Annotated in this window: 13 protein-coding genes; 4 read left to right on the top strand and 9 right to left on the bottom strand. The window is 63.6% G+C overall.

Going from position 1 to position 20,159, the window contains the following annotated elements; all coding sequences use genetic code 11:
- The first annotated feature begins 164 nt into the window (after positions 1-164).
- Entirely contained in the window at positions 165-839 is a 675-nt protein-coding gene (locus tag ACQ4WY_RS07330; RefSeq protein ID WP_436503431.1) for a site-2 protease family protein, read from the top strand.
- A gap of 38 nt (positions 840-877) precedes the next feature.
- Here the strand turns inward: ACQ4WY_RS07330 and ACQ4WY_RS07335 are convergent, their stop codons facing one another.
- Positions 878-2,560, bottom strand: coding sequence for a serine hydrolase (locus ACQ4WY_RS07335; protein ID WP_436503433.1), 1,683 nt, complete (start codon positions 2,558-2,560; stop codon positions 878-880).
- Between ACQ4WY_RS07335 and ACQ4WY_RS07340 the strand changes: the two genes are divergently transcribed.
- The 3 genes from ACQ4WY_RS07340 to ACQ4WY_RS07350 all read left to right on the top strand — a co-directional run bounded on the left by ACQ4WY_RS07340 (position 2,559) and on the right by ACQ4WY_RS07350 (position 4,239).
- The gene (locus tag ACQ4WY_RS07340; RefSeq protein WP_436503434.1) at positions 2,559-2,783 is read left to right on the top strand and encodes a hypothetical protein; all 225 of its coding nucleotides are present in this window, start codon (positions 2,559-2,561) and stop codon (positions 2,781-2,783) included. The two genes, ACQ4WY_RS07335 and ACQ4WY_RS07340, sit on opposite strands and share 2 nt — an antisense overlap.
- A 231-nt stretch (positions 2,784-3,014) precedes the next feature.
- Positions 3,015-3,956 (top strand): bestrophin family protein, encoded by a 942-nt coding sequence (locus ACQ4WY_RS07345; protein WP_436503435.1) that lies wholly within the window; start codon positions 3,015-3,017, stop codon positions 3,954-3,956.
- 82 nt (positions 3,957-4,038) lie between these two features.
- Complete coding sequence (locus ACQ4WY_RS07350; RefSeq protein ID WP_436503436.1) at positions 4,039-4,239, top strand: heavy-metal-associated domain-containing protein; 201 nt, start codon at positions 4,039-4,041, stop codon at positions 4,237-4,239.
- Positions 4,240-4,286: 47 nt separating this feature from the next.
- Here ACQ4WY_RS07350 and ACQ4WY_RS07355 read toward each other — a convergent pair whose 3' ends face one another.
- The 8 genes from ACQ4WY_RS07355 to ACQ4WY_RS07390 all read right to left on the bottom strand — a co-directional run bounded on the left by ACQ4WY_RS07355 (position 4,287) and on the right by ACQ4WY_RS07390 (position 20,032).
- Positions 4,287-5,015: a glutathione S-transferase gene (locus ACQ4WY_RS07355; RefSeq protein WP_436503438.1), complete on the bottom strand. Its 729-nt coding sequence runs from the start codon at positions 5,013-5,015 to the stop codon at positions 4,287-4,289.
- 20 nt (positions 5,016-5,035) lie between these two features.
- A complete protein-coding gene (gene cueR / locus ACQ4WY_RS07360; protein WP_436503439.1) occupies positions 5,036-5,455 on the bottom strand; it encodes a Cu(I)-responsive transcriptional regulator in 420 nt (139 codons plus the stop codon).
- Positions 5,456-5,457: 2 nt separating this feature from the next.
- Positions 5,458-7,893 carry a heavy metal translocating P-type ATPase gene (locus tag ACQ4WY_RS07365; protein WP_436503441.1) on the bottom strand — a complete coding sequence of 812 codons (2,436 nt, stop codon included), beginning with the start codon at positions 7,891-7,893 and terminating at the stop codon, positions 5,458-5,460.
- A gap of 105 nt (positions 7,894-7,998) precedes the next feature.
- Entirely contained in the window at positions 7,999-8,751 is a 753-nt protein-coding gene (locus ACQ4WY_RS07370; protein WP_436503442.1) for a FecR family protein, read from the bottom strand.
- Positions 8,720-14,341 carry a beta strand repeat-containing protein gene (locus ACQ4WY_RS07375; protein ID WP_436503443.1) on the bottom strand — a complete coding sequence of 1,874 codons (5,622 nt, stop codon included), beginning with the start codon at positions 14,339-14,341 and terminating at the stop codon, positions 8,720-8,722. The genes ACQ4WY_RS07370 and ACQ4WY_RS07375 overlap by 32 nt, the downstream gene beginning before the upstream one ends.
- 16 nt (positions 14,342-14,357) lie before the next feature.
- Positions 14,358-15,968, bottom strand: a complete 1,611-nt coding sequence (locus ACQ4WY_RS07380; RefSeq protein ID WP_436503445.1) for a ShlB/FhaC/HecB family hemolysin secretion/activation protein — start codon at positions 15,966-15,968, stop codon at positions 14,358-14,360.
- 189 nt (positions 15,969-16,157) lie between these two features.
- A complete protein-coding gene (locus ACQ4WY_RS07385) occupies positions 16,158-18,413 on the bottom strand; it encodes a CHASE2 domain-containing protein (protein ID WP_436503447.1) in 2,256 nt (751 codons plus the stop codon).
- A complete protein-coding gene (locus ACQ4WY_RS07390) occupies positions 18,410-20,032 on the bottom strand; it encodes a GAF and HD-GYP domain-containing protein (protein WP_436503449.1) in 1,623 nt (540 codons plus the stop codon). The genes ACQ4WY_RS07385 and ACQ4WY_RS07390 overlap by 4 nt, the downstream gene beginning before the upstream one ends.
- Positions 20,033-20,159 lie beyond the last annotated feature (127 nt).

A 20,159-nucleotide genomic window follows, 5' to 3' on the forward strand; every position in this document is an offset into this window, starting at 1 on the left:
ATTGGAATACGCGCGCTACCAGGCGGAGCAATGGCCGCGCCTGCGCAAAGGCTGAAGCGGCCGTCGGTCGGCAAATGCCTGGGCATTTGCACTGCCATGAGGGGCAGTGGTTTTCCTGGCGCTATGTTCTAATACCGCTCCATTCCCCGACGATTCCCCATTCAATGCATCCCATTCTCCAGTTGTTGCTCTACGCCACCCTCTTCATGCTCATCCACGTTTCCGTTATGACCATCTGCGCCAGGCTCTTTGGCATCACCGTACGCAGCATCAGCTATGGCGCCGGGCCAACCTTGCTGAGCTTTGGCAAAGTGAATATCAAGCTCCTGCCCTTCTTCGGCAACGTGGTACTGAAGGATACGCGCGAAGAAGATATTTTCGACGACGATCCCTGCATGGACACCTACAACAATCAGCCCTTGTGGAAGCAGGCGCTGCTGCCCTTGAGCGGCGTGGCCGTGCTGCTGGCGTTGTCGCTGGGAATACTGGGAGGGCAAGGCTGGGACAGCTTTAGCGTGGCGTTCAGGCAAATTTTTGCCGGCGCGCTGGCGCCCTTGTCGACCGCGCAAGCACTGCTGGGCGCGGGCGAGGCGTATGCCTGCGCGCATGCCTACCCGCTGGCGTTTGCCCTGTTCACAACAAAACTGTGTGCCTTCAACCTGCTGCCGTTTGGCGGCTTGAACGGAGGACAGGCGCTACTGGCCATCGCGCGCGGCGGCAAGCCCTATGTGGCGTGGGAAGAGACGGCAGCAAAATGGCTGTTGCTGCCGGGACTGGCGATCTTGCTGGCGTGGGTGGCGGCGTTCGGCTGGTATGGCTGGAAAGCCATGTCGGCATAGGCCGGATTGGCGCTTGCGCGCAAGCCGGCCTGCACACATCAGTTCACCCTTTTGGCCGGCATGTCCTGCCCTTCCTGGCGCAATACCAGCTGCTCGGTCTTGCCATTGGCATCCTTGCTGAAACGCACTTCCGCATCGACTTCATTCGAGAAGAAAGCCGTATCACTCATCGGCAGCATGGCCAGCTTGCGGAAACCCGTCACCTGGGCAAAGAACTTGTCACCTTCGCGCGTCACTTCCAGATAGACTTCGGGCGCCAGCGCATACCTGCCCACGTAGGCATCGAATTGCGCCGTCGTCATGGCGACCACCGTACGCGCTGGCTTGGCGGCGCTGGCGCGTTCGTGCACCGTCTTCGATTCGCCGCCGTCATTGAGGATCAGCTGCGCCTCGCCCTTCGGTCCCCGCTCGAATTCGGCTGTGGTGAGCGTATTTTCAATCAGGAAGCCGTTTGGCGAGTACGCCAGCATGCGCTGTGCGGGACGGCCCGTGCGTTGCAGCAGCAAGTTGCCCTCGAAGTTACGGATCGTATAGCCGGCCTTGTCGTTGATGGCGTACACGCCCGCGTACGCATCGAGGATGGCGGGCTTGAGCGTGATGACCTTGATCTCTGGATAGGGCCGGCCGACGGCGACAGCAGCCGCCTTGCGCGCCACCACATCGGGATCGACCAGGCCCGTATCCGAGTTTTCCAGCACGGCCACATACACTTTTTCTTTCGGCAAACGCATCGCAAACGTGGAAAAGCCATTGATGCCGCCGCTATGGTGGATGATGGGCGTGCCTTGCCAGGTGCCCACTTTCCAGCCCAAGCCGGAGCGGCTCGGCTTGCCGTCGTTCAGCTTGGCCTGCGTGAATGCCTGTTGCCAGGTGTCCGCCTTGAGCAGCTTGCCGTCGGAGATGGCCGCATCCCAGCGCGCCAGGTCGTCCACGGTGGAAACGAGCGCGCCGGCAGCATACGGCTGCGTCATGCTCAAGGGCAGGTTCGGCACATACGTTTCGCCCGAACGAATATGCCCGGCCGCGCGCTTGGCCGGCCGGCGCTCGTGGCCTTCATATGCCGTGTCGTTCATGCCCAGCGGCACAAAGATTTGCTGCTCCATGAAAGTGGCATACGGCTGGCCCGCTGCCTTTTCGATGATAGCGCCCAGCAGGAAATAGCCGGAGCTGCTGTAGCGCCACTGCGTACCCGGTTCAAAATCGAGCGGATCGTTCTTGAAGAAATCGATCATTTGCGCCACGCTCAGGTCTTTCGTGCTGTTAGGCACGAATTCAGGCTTCACCGTGTAGTCGTGGATGCCGGACGTGTGCGCGAGCAACTGCTCGATCGTGATTTTCTTGCCGTGGGTCGGATAGTCGGGCAGGAACTTCGTGATGTCATCGGTGATGGCCAGCTTGCCCTGGTCTGCCAGCAGCAGGATGGCGACGGCCGTGAATTGCTTGGAAATGGAACCCAGGCGCAGCGACATGTCCGGCGTCAACGGCTGGCCATCCTGCACACTGGCCAGGCCATACGCCTTGCGCAACAGGGTCTGTCCATCCTTGACGACGATGACGACGGCGCCCGGTTCCGTGGTCTTGTAATAGGGAGCGATGCTGGCATCGATCTGCGCGGCCAGCGCTTGTTGCCGCTGGCTTAGTGGAGCGGGCTCGCCGGCCCAGCCGGCAGGGGCTTGCAACAGGATCAGGGTGGCGAGGCAGATGCTGGAAACTTTAAACATGCAGATCACTTTCACAGGAAGGATAAACAAGCTCGGTCGCTCCCCTGGCGGCGGCTATCGGGATGACGTATTTTGCTTTGGGAAATATTTCCAAAAAGCTTATTTAGCCTACCAGACGCAAGCTGCACAATTCTCTCCATTTGTCACACTGATAATTCATGCTGGCCCAGACGAAAAAAGAGACAGTAATTGCAGTAACCACCAAGATTTAAGTTACAAATGAAATATTCATTCATAAAATGAATAATGCCTATCGCCACTGTGAATTGGCCGGATATGGGTCGGCGGCCTATACTCAAGCCGTCTCCACAACACTGCTTCCCATGCACACCCTGCTCAGCCCGCACACATCGCGGGCTTTTTGTTCCCGGCAATTGCCACTCTGTCTTTCCCCTCTTACCAGTCACCGGACGCGCCTCTCCCCGCCAGCCCAGCCCCCGGCAGGGAGCGCAGCATGATCGTGCGCGAGCGTCCATCGGCGCTGCGGCTGTTTCTCGTGGTGCGCGGCTCCGTCCTGCCGCGCATCCGCACCACGCTCATCGTCAATACCCTGATCGCCACCCTCGTCACCTGGTGCCACGGCACCCTGTTCGACCACAAGGTCATCCTCACCACCATCCCGTTTACCCTGATCGGCTTGCCTCTGGCCATCTTCCTGGGCTTTCGCAACACGGCCGCCTACGACCGCTACTGGGAAGCGCGCAAGCTGTGGGGTGAACTGGTCTTGCGCAGCCGTAATTTCTCGCGCCAGTGCCAGACGATGATACGCAGCGACACGCCTGCCCACGCGAGGCTGGGCCTGGACGATGTACGCGTGCGCATGATTTACCGCACCATCGCCTTTTGCCACGCGCTGCGCCACCAGCTGCGCGACACGCGCGGACCGGCCGACTTGCAGCCGCTGCTGCGCCCGGCCGAATGGGAAGCAGCCTGCAAGGCGGCGAACCCGTCCGACTACCTGATGCTGCAGATGGGCCAGGACCTGGCCGATTGCGTCCGGCAAGGGCACATCGACAGCATCCTTGCCACGCAGATCGATAACACGGTTTCGGCCATGGTGGGCGCAGGCGCCTCGTGCGAACGCATCCGCAGCACGCCGATCCCCTTCTCTTACTCCCTGCTGCTGCACCGCACGGCCTATCTGTACTGTTTCCTGCTGCCCTTCGGCCTGGTCGATTCGCTGGGCTTCATGACGCCCTTCGTCGTCGCCATCGTCGCCTATACCTTCTTTGGCCTCGATGCCCTTGGCGACGAGATCGAGGAACCGTTCGGCGAAGATGCCAACGACCTGCCCCTGTCGGCCATGTGCCGCGCCATCGAAATCAGCTTGCGCGAATCTGTGCAGGATGAGAACGTGCCGCCGCCCATGCAAGCCGTCGATTTCCTGCTGAATTGATCCGCACGGCAGCTTTCCCCTTGACCTTACCATCGGGGGAAGGCTTACAGTGGAAGCACTTAATCATTCAAGGAGTGCTTGCATGTATCAGTTACAAGTTGAAAACATGAGCTGCGGACATTGCGTCGGCTCGGTCACGAAAGCGGTGCAAGGCATCGATCCGCAAGCCCAGGTGCAGATCGACCTGGCCAGCAAGCGCGTCACGGTGGAGTCGCCCGCTGACCTGGGCGCCATCAGCGCCGCCATCGTGGAAGCGGGCTACCCCGTTACCAGCGCCCAGTAGCAGCCTCAGCAGCACCAAGACAGCCGGCCCTTGCGCCGGCTGTTTTTTTACCCATCCAGCTCGGGATAATGGCGGAAGATGCCTTCCTCATTGAATGCGATTCTGCGCTTCGACTTCAGGTAGCGGGCGATATTCGGCCGCGCCGCCACCGTGTCGTGCAGCGCGAACAGGGCGGGATACTGGGGCGCCAGGCGCGCCATGGCTTGCGGAAACGCATAGTGCAGGCCCGCCAGCATCTGGAACAGCGACAGGTCGCCATACGTGAGTTTTGCGCCCACCAGATACTGGCCGCGGCTGCGATTATTCAGCAACACTTGCGTGAAATAGGCAAGGAACTTGGGCAAGCGCGTCGCGCGGAAATCCGCGCTGCGCAACATGGCCGCCTCTTTTTGCTCTGCATAATATTGATTCATCGATAGCGGATGGTGCGTGTCGTGCACTTCCGTCAGCCAGTCGGCCATCGTCAGTTGCAGCTGGTTCAGCCACAAACGACCGCTTTCCGCGCGCGGCGCCAGGCCCAGGCGCCGGCCCAGGTACAGCAGGATATTCGTGGTCTGGCCGATCAGCACGTCGCCATCGCGCAGCACGGGCGGCGCGTAAGCGGCCTGTGGCGTGGCGCCACCATCGAGGCAGACCAGCATGGCGGACAAGCCTTGCCCCTTGCGTTCAGGCAAACGGGCGATATCGCGGTAGTCGGCGCCCGCCTCTTCCAGGGCCAGCCGGATGAATTCGCCGCGCCCCTGTATCGTGGGCCAGTAATACAGTTCATACGCCATGCCAGCTCCTTGGATTTATCTCAATGGCAACAGGCTTTCGCTTCCGTGTCACCGGCCAGCCCCAGGCTTTGCAGGATGGGGCAATCGGGCTTGTCGTCGCCGTGGCACGAGTGCGCCAGGTGGGCCAGGGTATCGCGCATTTCCGTCAGTTCGTCGATGCGCTTATTGAGCTCGGCGACGTGCGCGAGGGCGATGCTTTTCACGTCCGCGCTGGCGCGCTGGTCGTTTTGCCACAGCGACAGCAGTTCGCGGATCTGTTCCAGCGAAAAACCCAGCCCCCGCCCGCGTTTAATGAAACGCAAGGCGTGCAAGTCGTTCGGCGTGTAAATTCGATAACCGGCGTCGCTGCGCGCGCTGGGTTTTAGTAAGGCAATACTTTCGTAGTAGCGTATCATTTTTGCCGATACGCCCGTCTCGCTTGCCGCCTGGCCGATATTCATCCTTATTGCTCCTTGGTATGCGCGCTACCTGAATGACTGCGGGCTTTCCAGCGGCGCAGCAACAGGGCATTGCTGATCACGCTGACCGAACTGAAGGCCATCGCCGCGCCCGCCACCATGGGGTTGAGCAAGCCGAAGGCGGCCAGCGGAATGCCGATCAGGTTATAAATGAAGGCCCAGAACAGATTCTGCCGTATCTTGCTGTAAGTGCGGCGCGAGATATCGATGGCGTCCGCCACCAGGGCCGGATCGCCGCGCATCAGGGTGATGCCGGCCGCATGCATGGCCACGTCCGTGCCCGTCGACATGGCGATACCCACGTCGGCGGCCGCCAGCGCGGGCGCATCGTTGATGCCGTCGCCCACCATGGCGACTTTCGCGCCCTCGCCTTTCAGCGCGACAATTTTAGCGGTTTTATCGGCCGGCAGCATTTTCGCCGCCACCGTGTCGATGCCCAAGAGCTTACCGACGGCATCCGCGCTGCCTTGGTTGTCCCCCGTCAACATCACCGTGCGGATGCCCAGACTATGCAGATGGGCAATGGCCGCCTGCGCATTCGGCTTGACCTGGTCGCTGAAGGCGAACAGGCCCAGCAGTTCCGATCCCGAGGCCAGCCAGGAAATCGTGTTGCCCGTGTTTTCCAGCGCCAATGCCTGGCTGGCCAGCGGCGCCATGTCCACGTGCAACTCCTGCATCAGGCGCGTGCTGCCCAATTTCAGTTCCAGGCCATCGACGTGGGCCGCCAAGCCGCGGCCTGGCAAGGCCGACAGGCCCGTGGCTGGCAAGGGTTCGATGTGGCGCGCGCTAGCCGCATCCAGCACGGCCGTCGCCAGGCTGTGTTCGCTGCCGCGCTGGATGCTGGCTGCCAGTTGCAGCAGCCGTCCATCGTCGACGCCATGCGCATGCAGGGCCGCCAGCGCAGGTTTTCCCACGGTCAGGGTACCCGTCTTATCGAACACGACGGTATTGACGGCGTGCGCCACTTCCAGCGCTTCCGCATCCTTGATCAGGATGCCATAACGGGCAGCCACGCCCGTGCCGGCCATGATGGCCGTCGGCGTGGCCAGGCCCAGCGCGCATGGACAGGCGATGACCAGCACGGCCACGGCATTGATGATGGCGTTCTCCAGCTCGCCCGTGGCGAACCACCAGCCCAGCATGGTCAGCAGCGCCAGCAGCAGCACCACGGGTACAAAGATCGCACTGACCTTGTCGACCAGATGCTGGATCGGCGCCTTGGCTGCCTGCGCATCTTCCACCAGGCGGATGATGCGTGACAAGGTCGTCTCGCCGCCGACGGCTTGCGTGCGCACCAGCAACAAGCCATCGGCATTGATGGCGCCGCCCGTGACCTTGTCGCCCGGATGCTTATCGACGGGCAAGCTTTCGCCCGTGATCAGCGATTCGTTGATCTGGCTGGCGCCTTCCACCACGACGCCATCGACGGCCACCCGTTCGCCAGGGCGGATGACCACCAGGTCGCCCACTTTGACCTGTTCCACAGGCAAGTCGATCTCGACGCCGTCGCGTCGCACGCGGGCCGATTCCGGACGCAAGACTTGCAGCGCTCGGATGGCCGAGGCCGTCTGGCGCTTGGCGCGGCTTTCCAGCCATTTCCCCAACAGCACCAGGGTGATGACCACGGCCGAGGCCTCGAAGTACAGGTGCGGCAACATCTCGCCCGCCGTCAGCCACTGGTAGACGGACAAGCCATACGCGGCGCTCGTGCCCAGCGCCACCAGCAGATCCATATTGCCGCTGCCGGCGCGGGCCGCCTTCCAGCCCGCCTTGTAGAAACGCGCGCCGAAATAGAATTGCACGGGCGTGGCGAGGGCAAATTGCAGCCAGCCGGACAGCATCAAATGGATGCCGGCCCACTCGAGCAGCATGGGCAGCATCAGGGGGAAGGCCAGCACGGCTGCGAACGCCACTTTCATGCCGTCGCGGTTGGGCGCTGCGGCAGGCGCGCTGGCCTGGCTGGCGGCGGGCACTGTGGCTGCATAGCCAGCCTTGTTGATGGCGGCGATCAGGGTGCCCGCCTCCAGGCCGCCCGTCACCTTAATGCGCGCGCTTTCCGTGGCCAGGTTGACGCTGGCGGCCAGCACGCCCGGCACTTTCAGCAAGGCTTTTTCCACCCGGCCCACGCACGAGGCGCACGTCATGCCGGCGATATTCAGGTCGATCTCGCGCTGCGCTACCGTATAGCCAGCCTTTTCCACGGCCGCCTGCAGGGTGGCCAGGGGAATTGGCGTGCCGGACGTGACTTTGGCCACTTCGGTGGCCAGGTTGACGCTGGCCTGGCTTACGCCGGGCACGGCGGCCAGGGCTTTTTCCACGCGGCCCACGCAGGAGGCGCAGCTCATGCCTTCAATGGCCAGCGCCTGCGCATGCGCGGCGACGGAAGGGGAAGCGGCGGGAGCAAGTGCACTCTGGTTCATGGCAGGTCCTGTACGAAAGATTAACTAATAGGATCAGGATCTGCTATCCCATGATGGGAAGGTCAAGCCCTATTTGTCAGGTGTGCCGGACTTGCAGGAAACAGCTTAGCGCACCACGCAATCGATGGCGGCAGGCTTGTTGCCGCCTGCAGCGCTGCCTGAGCTCGATGGCGACGCTGAAAAGACTGGCGGCGGCGTGAACTTGATGCCGGGATTGACGGGCAGCAACACGGGCGGCTGCTTGAAGTTGGGCGTAAAGCCGAACTGGCCGGCGGCAAAATTTTGCGAACCGGCAGGATTGGTCACATGAATCAGGCCATCGAGCACCTGCACGTACAGGCCCGGCACGATCGCGGATGCGGCGCGAGCCGTTGGCGTGCCCGGCAGCGATCCGAGCGCCACATACTCGGCAACAAACGTCGTGCCGCGAATGCCGATGGTGGCGGCCGGCGTCTTCATCTCGAAGCGCTCCTTGTTGCGCTTGCCCAGCAAGCCCGTGACGGAACGCAAGCCCCCCTTGAGCAAACTGAAGATGGCATGGTCGCCATCGGGCTGCTCGGCCGTGTAGCTGAATTGCTCGATCACGAAACTGGTATTCGGTTTCAAGGTGATTTCGCTATTGTCGATCAGCCGGATCAAGGCATAGGTCTCTTTTTCCGTCAGCAAGGTGTCACCCTGCTCGACCTCGGACTTAATGGCCAGGATTTTCACCTTGCCATCCGCCTTCTTGGCCATCAAGGGGCCACTCAACTGCATCACCGTGCCCGCCACCTGCCCGGCCCAGGCGTGCGCGCCCAGGCACATCAGGGCCAGCCACAACAAGGCCTTAGTTGCAGAAAGTTTTTTTAATAGAGTCATTGTCTTTGTATCCTGTTGATTTACCTGTGGCACCGGCAACATCCTTGTCGTCCTTCACCTTGTCATCATGCTTGGTTGGCTGCATGGAAGCGAGCGGGGCGTTGGCACGATCGGCTTGTTTGATGAAGCGCAAGGCATCGTCGATGGCGGCGCTGACACCGGCATCGATGACGGGCTTGTCGATCGTCGTGGCGGGCAGGAAGATGCCGTCCGGCATGGCCACCGCGCCGTTCGGCGCCAGCAAGCTGACGTTGGCGCGCTGACGGTTGATGCGCACGCCCGCTCCACCCGTGATGCTGCCCGTTTTCGCCAGCACGCTCATGCTGGCCGCAGCCGGCAAAGCGACGCTGGCCGTGTCCGCAAAGCGCACATAGCCTTCCGCGCTGGCGGCAAAATTGCCGCCGACGAGGACCTTGGCATTGCCTTCGACACGAATATCGCCGCCCGCCACCAGGCTGATGTCGCGCGCCGCCGCCAGCTGCGCGCCATCGCCCAGCACCACGTCCGTACTGGCATTGAGCGCAATGTCATTGCCCTCGATCTTGCCGTTGACGGTGACGGGGCTGTGCGCCGTCACGCTCACGTTGCCGCCATTCGCATTGATTTTGCCAGCCGTGACGCCGCCCGTGTTGTCGATGGCGATATTGCCCGCGCCAGTGGTCAGCGTTCCCAGGGTCAAGGTGCCCGGCGCCGAGGTATTGTTCAGCGCAATGCCGCCACCTGCACTATTGCTGGCAGTAAAACTGCTTACCTGGTTGCCCGCATGGCCCAGCACGATGCCATTTTTCGCCTGCGCCGTCACGCTGCTGGCGAGCAGCGCACCATCCTGGCCGATGGCGCCGTTCAGGGCGCTCAGTTTCACCTCGTTCGCTGCCAGGCTGGCGAAGCGCAAGTCGCCAGCCGCTTGCGTGATGGCCAGCTGGCCCGCCAGCCGGATGGCGCCGGCCGCCTGGCTGAAGCTGTTGGCGACAAGCAAGTTGCCGTTGCCGCTCAGCACACCGCCGCCTTGCGCATAGCGCTCCGCCGACAGGCTGCCGTTCAGCAACAAGCTGCCGCCGTTGATTTCCAGGCCGCCCAGCGCGGAGAGGTCCGGCACGCTATCACCGAGGGTCAGGCTGCCACCCGTCAACAGCAAGCCAGTCGCCGAATTCAGGTTTTTCAGGATGGTGCTGCCGGCCGCCGCACTGTAGGTGACGATGCCCTTGCTGTTGCTAAAGTCGACAGCCAGCACGTTCGCGCCTTCCGGCACCACGCCGCCGTCCCAGTTGGCGGCATCGCTCCACAAGCCGCTGCCACTGCCGACCCAGGTCGACAATTGTTTTTGCGCAATCGTGGCCTGCGCCGTGCCGCCCGTCGTTTCCAAGGTGTAGTTGCCCGCATCGGCGCCCGCCAGGCGGAAGCCGCTGGCGGTCACCAGCTTGCCCACGCCCGCATTCTTGTCGGCAAAGCTGCCGCTGCCGCCCACCACGCTGACCACATCCTGGCCCAGCACGCCGTTCGCGGAGGCGCTGACGGCCGCGTTCGTAGTGCCGTCATACGTCTTGTTGATGCCGTTAAAACTTACGTTCAGGGCGCGAGCCGTGATGTCGGCTGTCGTGCTACCCGCGTTTCCGTTGAGCACGTAGTTGCCCGCATCGGCGCCCGTCAGGTGGCCCGTCGCCACCTGGTAATCGACCACTTTGCCAGTACCGACATTCTTGTCGCGGAAGTTGCCCAGCAAACCGGCCATGCCGACCTGGTCGCCCGTCACCAGGCCCTCTAAGTAGCCGTTCAGCGCCGCCTGCAAGGTGCCGTCGTAGACGCGGCTTTGCGCGCCCGTAACGCCATAGTTCAGGACGCGCGCCGTGATGGTCGCCGTGCCGTCCGCCGTCGTCGCGGCCAGGCTGTAGTTGCCCAGCTCATTGCCTCCCAGGGCCAGGCCGCTGGCATGCACGGCCTTGCCGCTACCCACATTCCTGTCGAGGAAGGCGGCGTTGCCGCTGATGCTGATGTTGTCACCCGTCACCACATTGCCCAGCACGAAATTGGCGCCATCGTAGCCCAGGGTGCCGTCATAGATCTTGCCATTGCCGCCAATGCTCACCGTCAGCGCGCGTGGCGTGATGGCGAACGTCGTCGTGCCGCCCAAGGTGATGTCGTACTTGGTCGACCACAGACCCGTCGCTTCATAGCTGCCCACATTGCGCGCGTTGCTGCCGTAGCCGAGGCTGCCATTGACGCCGGCATCGCCGTCGATCAATCCCACATAGCCGATCGCACCGAGGAAGGCGGCCAGCTGGCCATCGTAGACCTTGCCCGTGGCATTGCCCGAGAGGTTCACTTGCAGCGGCTTCAGGAAAGCCTTCAACATCGGCGTCGTGTAGCCGTCGTAGATGCGCCACACGCCACTGAAATTGTAGTCGTTGAAACTGCCTTGCTGCTTCATCTGCGCCGTGCTGCGGCCGCTGGAACCACCGCCATCGATTTGCACCAGCGAGGTTTCAAAATTGAAAAAGCCATAGCCGAACGGGGAACCGGTAGCCACGCGGCCGGCTACCGCGCCCACGGCCGCATAGCCGTCGCCAGTCACGGCGCCGCTGCTGAAGACATGGCTGACGCTGCCCGTACTTTCACCGACCAGACCGCCCATGTTTTCCCTGGCCAGGATGGAATCGGCAGTAGCGGCCCGACCCACGGCGCCGCTGGCATACGCATCATTGATACTGCCGCCGTTCAGGCCCACCAGGCCGCCGATGCTGCGCGCGCCACTGACATTGCCGGTGGCATAAGACTGGCTCAGCGCGCCCTGGTTATTACCGACCAGGCCGCCGATCATCTCGCGCGCGCCCGTCACCACGCCGGTGGCGTACGAGGTCGTGATGCTGGCGCCGGACGCGTTCAATCCCGCCAGGCCGCCGATGGCGCCGCCGCCATCGGCATTGACGCCGGTGACGGCGCCGCTGCTGGCGGACAGCGTGATGGCGCCGCCGTTGCTGCCCACCAGGCCGCCGACATTGCGCTGGCCGCTGACGGCCATGCTGCTGTTCACGCCATCGATGATGCCGCTGACGACCTCGCCCGCAAGCGCGCCCACGTTGGCCGTGCCGGCGACGCTGCCGCCGCTCAGGGTCAGCTTGCGCAAGGTACCGCCCTGCACGCTGCCGAACAGGCCTGCCGCCGAACCTGGCGCCAGGCTGCGGTCGATTTTCAAATTGCTGAGCGTAAATCCGCCGCCATCGAATACGCCGGAAAAACCGCTGCCGCCGCCGGCAATCGGCATGAAGCCCTGGCCATTGTTCCAGTTCACGGTGCCGCTGGCGTCGATATTGCCGGCCAGGCGATAGTTGTTGCCGAGACTAAGGCTGGCTATGCCTTGCAAGCCATAGATATCGGCGAGCAGATAAGGTGAAGCGACACCGTCGCCGCCGCTTACGCGCAGGAAACTGGCGCCGCTGCCGATGGTGAAATTTCTGGCGCTGAACCCTGACAGGGCAGCCGCGTTTTGCACCCAGCTGCCGCCGTCGAGAGAAAAAGTGCCGCCCACCGTCACGGCGCCCGTGGCCGTGACGGTGGACGCTGAATTGAGGTGCAGATCGCCTGCCCTGGCAAGCGCATCCGATATCCGTATGCCGCCCGTGTTCGTGGCGTCGCCGATGGTCAGCGACGAGGACGAGATGCCAGCCAGCTCAATCGCGTTCAAACTCAGCGCCGTGCCCGATTTGGTGCCCAGGTCGATGCTGCGCCCGCCGCTCAGGGGCTTGATGATGACATTCGCGCCGCCGGCCGTGCCGCCGAAGTTGACCTTGCCGTTAATGCCGATATTATCTGCCTGCAAGGTCACCGTCTGGCCGGCGATTCCGCTGCCCAGCAACTGATCTCCGCTGCCAGTCAGGTCGATAGCACCGCCCTGGAAATTGCTGATCAGGCTCAGATGGCCGCTGCCGACATCGACCACGCCGGCGCCACCTACGCTGGCGCCGGAAAGATAAACGCTACCGCCATTGCTGGTGATCGGCGCGGCCAGATTCACAAGCGAGCCAACGGCCCCAATGCTTCCGCTGCTGGCATCATTGGCAAACAATCTGACGGCTCCGCCATTGGTGGTGATGGATGCGTTAACGTTGATCGTTTCGCCCGCCTGCGCCGTCAAACCCACGCCTTGCTGCGTGATATTGACGGCGCTGTTGAAATTGATGCGATGCGTTGCCTGCAACGTGACGTTGCTGCTGGCGCTAGAAAGGAGGTCGGCGCCGATGCTGGCGTTGCCGGTGGACGGCGCATCGGCGAACTGGTCGACGTCACCCAGTTGGCCGCCCGAACCGGAGACTACGGTGATGTCATACGGGTCGAGCAGCCAGTTGCCGCGCTTGCCACGCGCCGCGCTGGTATTGACGCGGATGCCGTCGACGGCCAGGTAATGGCCGGACGTTTCCACGAAGCCGCCGTCGCCGCCTTGCGCGCCACCGCGCGCGGAAAGGCTGCCGTACACCTGGGCCGAGGCATCGCCCCAGGCGATGATCTTGCCGCCGTTGCCATTGCCGATGGCATCGGCAGTGACGCTGGCGTCCTTGCCAACCAGCGTTTGCCGCGCATTCTGCACGGCCGCGTTCTTGCCCTGGTAGTCGCCGCCCAGCAAGACCGTGCCGCCGCCCGTGGCGCCGCTGGCGTCGACCTTTGCATTGCCAAGCAAGCCCACCTGCTCGCCCAACACCCGGATGTCGCCACCCTTGCCGGCCGCGCCGGTGGCGCTGGTGACGCTGCCCGCTTCGAGCAGCGCCTTGCCGCTGGCCTTGAGGACGATCCTGCCGTTGTCGCCGACGACGGCGCTATTCGCATTGAGCACGCCGCGCTGGCTGACCAGCGCGCCGGCCATGCCGATGCTGCCGCCCTGGGCGATGATCTGGCCCAGGTTCAGGGCCTGGTCCGTTGACGCCGAGACCAGCACGCGCAATTGCGGATTGCCAGGGTCGGCCAGTTGCACGCTGCGCCCGGCCGCCAGGATCACTTCGCCATTCGGCGCCGTGATGATACCCGTGTTTTCCACGTTCGGCGCGATCAGCAGCACTTGCCCGCCCTTGCCCGCATGGATGGTGCCCGCATTGCTCACACCGCCAGCGACGCTGCCGGCCGTAAATTCCCGCTTGCCGGAAAGGAAATCCGCATTCGACAGGCCCAGGCTGGAGGCCACCAGCCCGTTGACGTCCACTTTCGCGCCCTGGCCGAAGACGATGCCGTTCGGGTTGATCAGGAAGACCTTGCCGTTCGATTCGAGCGCGCCGAGGATCTTGCTGGGGTCTTGTCCCGTGATGCGGTTGAGCACGGCGCTACAGCCGTTTTGCTGGATGAAGCGCGTGATTTCGCCCGCATGGATGGAAAAACTCTGCCAGTTGATGATGGTGTTGGGCGTATTCGTGATCGAGAAGATGTTGCCCTGCTGGTTGAACGTCGCCTGTCCGTTGACCACCTGCGGCAAGGCGGGGTTGGCCTGCGCGGCGCCGAAACAGCCGGCCAGCAGCAGCGCCAGCGCCGTGCGGCGCAAGGGCGGCGCAAAGGGTGACGAAAAGGATGGCGTCAGGATGAAAGCGGAGGCGTGCTGGACGTGCTTGTGCATGGTGTTCATCCTGATACTAGTAGGCCAAGGCGAGGCGGAAATGCAGGCGGTTGGCGCCCCGCTGTCCCGTGTCGCCGCCATTGACGACATGGGCGTAATCGAGCTGAAGATTGGCGTAGCGGCTCAGCAGCAAACGCAGGCCGAGGCCGCCGCTGCTGATGCCTTGCGAGGCGCTTTCGCCAGGCAGCGCATGGTTGCGGCGCAGCCAGGCCGTATCATAAAAAGCCAGGGCGCGGCACTGGTAAGCGAGCGCCTGGCCGCACCAGTTCGGCGTGTACAGCTCCAGGTTCAGGTTGGCGCCCGTATCATTGGCCACTTCGCGCTCGGCAAAGCCGCGCACGGACGCGGCGCCACCGGCGCCGAACTGCTCGCCCGGCACCAGCGCGTCTGGCGTGACTTGCGCATTGACGAGCGCGCGCCATTGCCAGTCGCCGGCCAGCACGCGCCCGGAACTGGCGCTCAGGCGCAGGGTGTTGTAGGCCGCCTTGGCATGCGCGCGCACTCTGTCGAAATCGGCTTGCGCGCCGTGCTTGCCACCGGGAATATTATGCGCGAAGGTGACCGCCACGCTGGTCTCGCCCGTGGGCAAAGTCCAATTGCCGATGTAGCTGACGCTGAGCGGATGCACGGTGACGTCGGCGCCCAGTTCCATGCCGAACAATTGCACGCTGTTGCGGTAAGCCTTGTAATCGACGCCGTACACGAGCTTGGGTTCGAAATCGCCGCTGCGGGCAAAGTTCTGGTTGTAGCGGATGCCGGCCATGCTGCCCTGGCCGCTGACGGCCAAGTCGAAAATGCCGGCCGAAATGCTGCCCGAATCAACGTTCGAATAGCTGGCGAAAAAATCCATCGAGTCGCCCAGCGCATACAGCGGCAAGTGGTAGCCGGCGCCATACACGCCCACCTTGTCCGGCTTTTCCAGGCTGCTAGTGTATTGCAGGCTGGCCACATGATCGCGGCCGAACAGGTTGGCATGCTGCAGCACCACGCCCACGTGCGTCTTGCCCGTTTGCGCATTGCCCGTGTTGTCCACATTGAGCATGGCTTTCCAGGCCTTTTCATCGGCCACAGTGACGATGGCGTCGATGGCGCCCGCCGGCTCGTCGGCTTGCAGGCGCACTTCGATCTTGCGCGCCGGGTTTTCATTGGCCAGCTTCAGGCTTTGCGACAGGGCCGGCAAGTTCGGCGTCTCGCCTTCGCGCAGGGATGGCAAGGAGCGCCGCACGTTGGCCTCGTCGACATGGGCATTGCCACTGATGGCGACCTTGCCCAGCGGCGTCTGCAGCACGCTCAGGCGCACTACGCCGCGCTCCAGTTCCTGCTCGGGCAGTTGCACCTGCACGGCGCTGTAACCGCGCTCGCGGTAAGCCGTCTCCAGCGCCTCGACGGCGCGGGCAATGTCGGAAAAATCGCGCTGCGCACCCGTGTAGGGGGCCAGCAAGGCTTGCACCTGCGCGGACGTGAGCAGGGTATTTCCCTGGACGTCGAAGCGGCGGATCTCGAAGCGCGGCACGCCGTCTTCCTGCATAGCAGGAGCAGCTTCATCCAAGGAAACGTCGGCGCCGGCGGCGCCGACGGCGAACAGCAGCGCGGAACCCGCAAGCAGGTGCACCAAACGATATGTCATGTGAAGGATTTCTTGTGTAACCGGACAAGCGCGCGGCCCGCAGGCGCCAGCGTGTCCGGCAATGGATTGAAGACAAATTTTAGACGGCTTTTTGTTTCCAGTCAGAAATTTCTAACATTTCTCCCTGATTTTTATCGCAACGCAACAAACAGTGCGCCATGGCTGGCGTTTTCCGGCGCGCTGGCAGGCCTATTTGCTGTGCAACTCTGTCACGCCATCCCAGTCGGCAGGCGGCGGCAGATGGCGATAGCGCTCCAGGCGTGCCGCGTACAGGCGGTACAGGCTATCGTCGGGAAAATCCGCCTGCAAGTGCGCGAGCTGCGCGCCAGCCGCCTCCCAGTCGCGCGCGCGCAGCCGGGCCAGCACCGCGTGCCAGCGCTCCAGCTGCGCCAGCTCGGCGGCTGCGGCGCCGGCCAGCAGGCAGCGGGGCTCGAAGATGGCCACCGCCTCCTGCTTGCCCAGCACGCGTATGCGATCGAGCTCGCGGTAGACAAAGTCCGGGGCGGCGGCGCGCGTGGCCTCGCCCACCACGATGCCCACGCCATACAGCTTGCTGGCCCCTTCCAGGCGCGCGGCCAGGTTGACGCTGTCGCCCATGACGGTATAGGCGCGGCGGATGCGCGAACCCATGTCGCCCACATGCATGGGCCCCGTATTGATGCCGATGCCGATGCGCAGCGCCGGCCAGCCGCGCGCGCAAAACTGCTGGTTCAGCCGCGCCGCGCTTTGCTGCATCAGCAAGGCACTAGCCACGGCGCGGCTGGCGTGGTCGGCAAAGGCGACGGGCGCGCCCCAGAACGCCATCACGGCGTCGCCGATGTATTTGTCCAGCGTGCCGCCATGGCTGTCGCGGATATCTTCCGACATGGCCGTCAGGTATTCGTTGATGTATTCGCGCAGCGCGGCCGGCGCAAGCTGCTCGGAAATGGCCGTGAAACCGCGCACGTCGGCAAACAGCACCGTCAGTTCGCGATTCTCGCCCTCCATGGTGTAGCGGCGCGGATCGTCGGCCATCTCGGCTACCAGCTCGGGCGCCACATATTCGCCGAAGCGCGCCACCAGCGCGCGCCCCTTGCGCACCTCGAAAAAATAGCCCCACGCCAGGTTGACGATAAACAGCGCAAGGATCAGCAACAGCAGCACGGCGCCGCCCAGCACCAGGTCGTGCACGGTGTACAGATACAGATTGATGGCGACGGCGGCCGCCAACGCGCCCACGGTCGCCAGCATCACGCCGGCCGGCGGCAACACGGCCAGGGCGCCCGCCAGCAGCAGGCCAAACAGCACGATCTGCACCAGTTCGAACGCCAGCGCATAGTCGGGCCTGGCCTTGAAGCGCCCGTCGAGCATGGATTTGATCAGGTTGGCGTGCACCTCCACTCCCGGATACTCGGCATTCACGGGCGTGGCGCGGATATCGTTCAAGCCGGGCGCCGTGGTGCCCACCAGTACGAGGGCGCCCTTCAGCAGCGCGGGTGGCACCGTGCCGGCCAGCACATCGGACGCCGACACATAGCGGAAAGCGCCGCCCTTGGGTCCACCCGCGCCGCGGTACTGCACTGTGGTGGTCAAGGCTTCGCCCACGGGTATCGCCAGTGCGCCGCGCGGCGTGAACAGCATGATGTGTTCGAGGCCGCCGCTGGCCAGTTCGCGCGCCGACAGGGTATCGGCCGTGCCCGTGAAACGGGGGGCGATGGCGCGCGCCTGCAGGTAGACGGCAACGGTGGCCAGCGACAGCGACGGATAATAGCCGTCGCCGATGCGCTGCAACAGGGTCGAGGAACGCACGACGCCATCGGCATCAGTCAGCGCCGTGAAGATGCCGGCGCCTTGCGCGGCCGCCTGCAGGGGCGCGATATTGGCTTCGTAGCCGCGCGCCACGTAGGCCGTGACGCTGCGTCCGTTCAAATCGGCGACGGTGAAGGAGGGCCTGGGCAGCACGCCCTTTCTTTGCTGCTCCGACACGCTGTAGCCCAGCACCACGGGCTGGCCGCGCATGGCTTCGGCAAACAGGCCGTCGTAGTCCATGGCCGGGCGCAGTTTTTCAAGCTGCGCCGGCAAGCCCGCCACGCCCGCCAATTCGCCGCGCGCCAGTCCTTGCAGCACGGCGTAGCCGGAACTGGTGTCCGCTTCGGGAAACGAGATATCGAAGCCCAGCGCGGCCACGCCGTAATGGCCAGTGAGCTGGCGCACCAGGCGCGCCTGGATGTCGCGGCTCCAGGGAAAACGGCCCACCCGGGCCAGGCTTTGTTCATCGATGTCGACGATGACGATGCGGCGGTCGAGCTGCGGCGTTTGGGCGCGCATGCGCCAGTCGCCCAGCATGGCATCGAACCGCGCGATAGTGTCGTTGCCGGCCAGGCACAGCACGGCGGCCGCCACGCTCAGGAGCACGCCCAGCAGCGACCGCGCCCCATGCTTGCGCAAGGCCAGCGACAGCTTCAAGGGGTATAGCCCGGAATGGCCGCCTCGTCGACGGCATCGATCTGGCTTGGATGCAAATGCTTTTCAGCGAAGGTCAGATAGACTTTGCTGCGGATAAAAACGTCGAAAAGCTCTGGGTCGATATGCCCATTCAGACTGAAATTGCCGAGGATGCGCAGCGATTCGGACAGCGACTTGCCCTTTTTATAGGGCCGGTCGCGCGCCGTCAGGGCCTCGAAAATGTCGGCGATGGCCATCAGCCGCGCCGGCACCGACATCTGCTCTTTCGTCAGCCCGCGCGGATAGCCCTTGCCATCCATGCGCTCGTGGTGGCCGCCCGCATATTCGGGCACCTTCTGCAGGTGCTTGGGCCACGGCAGCGCTTCAAGCATGCGGATCGACACGCTGATATGGTTGTTGACGATGGCCCGCTCCGCCGCCGTGAGGGTGCCGGCACGGATGGTCAGGTTTTCCGTCTCGTCGGCGTCCAAAAAATCGCGCAGTTCGCCATCGGCGGCGCGCCAGCGGCGCCTGGCGATCTGCCGCACGCGCTCCTGGTCGGCCTGCGCCATGCTTTCGCCGCCGATATTGACGGTGCGGATGAAATCGCGTTCTTCGCGCAGCGCCGCCTGCTCCAGTTCCAGCGCGCGGACAATGGCGTCCTTCTGCTGCGGCTGCGCCGCCTGCCGGCGCAGGGCCGCGATCTCGGCGTCGCGCAGCAGCACTTCGTAGCGTGTGTCGATCAGGGCGATGCGATCAAAAATGGTTTCCAGCTTGGTGGCCTTGTCGACCACGTGCACGGGCGTGGTGATCTTGCCGCAGTCGTGCAGCAGACCAGCCAGCCACAGCTGCTTGCGCTCGTTGTCGCTGAGCCGGAAATCGGCCAGCGGTCCCGTTTGCGTGGCGTGCACGGCGTCGGCCAGCAGCATCGTCAGCTCGGGCACGAACTGGCAGTGCCGCCCCGTGTAGGGGGACTTTTCATCGATGCCGATATTGATCAGGGTAACGAGCGATTCGAGCAGTTCTTCCAGCTGCGAAATGAGCAATTGATTCGTCAGCGCCACGCCCGCCTGCGCGGCCAGCGCCTCGATGAAGCGCTGGTCAGTGGAAGAAAAAGCGCGCACCTGGCCCGTCTCGCCATCCTTGGCATTGACCAGCTGCAGCACGCCGATCAACTCGCCCTCGTGGTCGCTCATGGGCACCGTCAGTATCGATTGCGTGTGATAGCCGTGGTGGCGGTCAAACTCGCGCATGCCGGAAAAATTGAAGCCCTCGTCGCGGTAGACGTCGGCGATGTTCACGCTGCGGCGCATGTTCGCCGCATACGCGGCCACCGACGCCAGGTTTGGCTGGCCCGCGCCATCGAACAGGGGCACGCCCGGCAAGCCCATGTCGGCGCCCTGCGCGATGCCCAGGCTGTCGTTAACACTGATGTCGAACGCCAGCTGGCGCCGGTCGGTAGCGGGCCGATACAGGGTGGCGCCATCGGCGCCGCTCATGCTTTTTGCCAACAGCACGATGCGCTGCAACAGCGCGCCGATATCGTGTCCCTCGCCGCCCAGGCCGTGGCCGAGCGCGACACTGAGTTCGGTCAATTGCTCCAGTCTGTGGGCGATTTTCTCAGGGTGCAACTGAGGCATGTTGGTGGCAATCAGGTAATGGGCAAGCAAAAAAGGGGAAGTCGGCAAGCGCCAGTGTAACGGCCACCCTGCGCACTGTACATTACTTAGTTACAACAAAATGAAATAACTTTCCGTATAGCAACGC

It is taken from the genome of Janthinobacterium salmonicoloratum, assembly GCF_051380845.1.
Taxonomy (GTDB): domain Bacteria; phylum Pseudomonadota; class Gammaproteobacteria; order Burkholderiales; family Burkholderiaceae_D; genus Janthinobacterium; species Janthinobacterium lividum_F.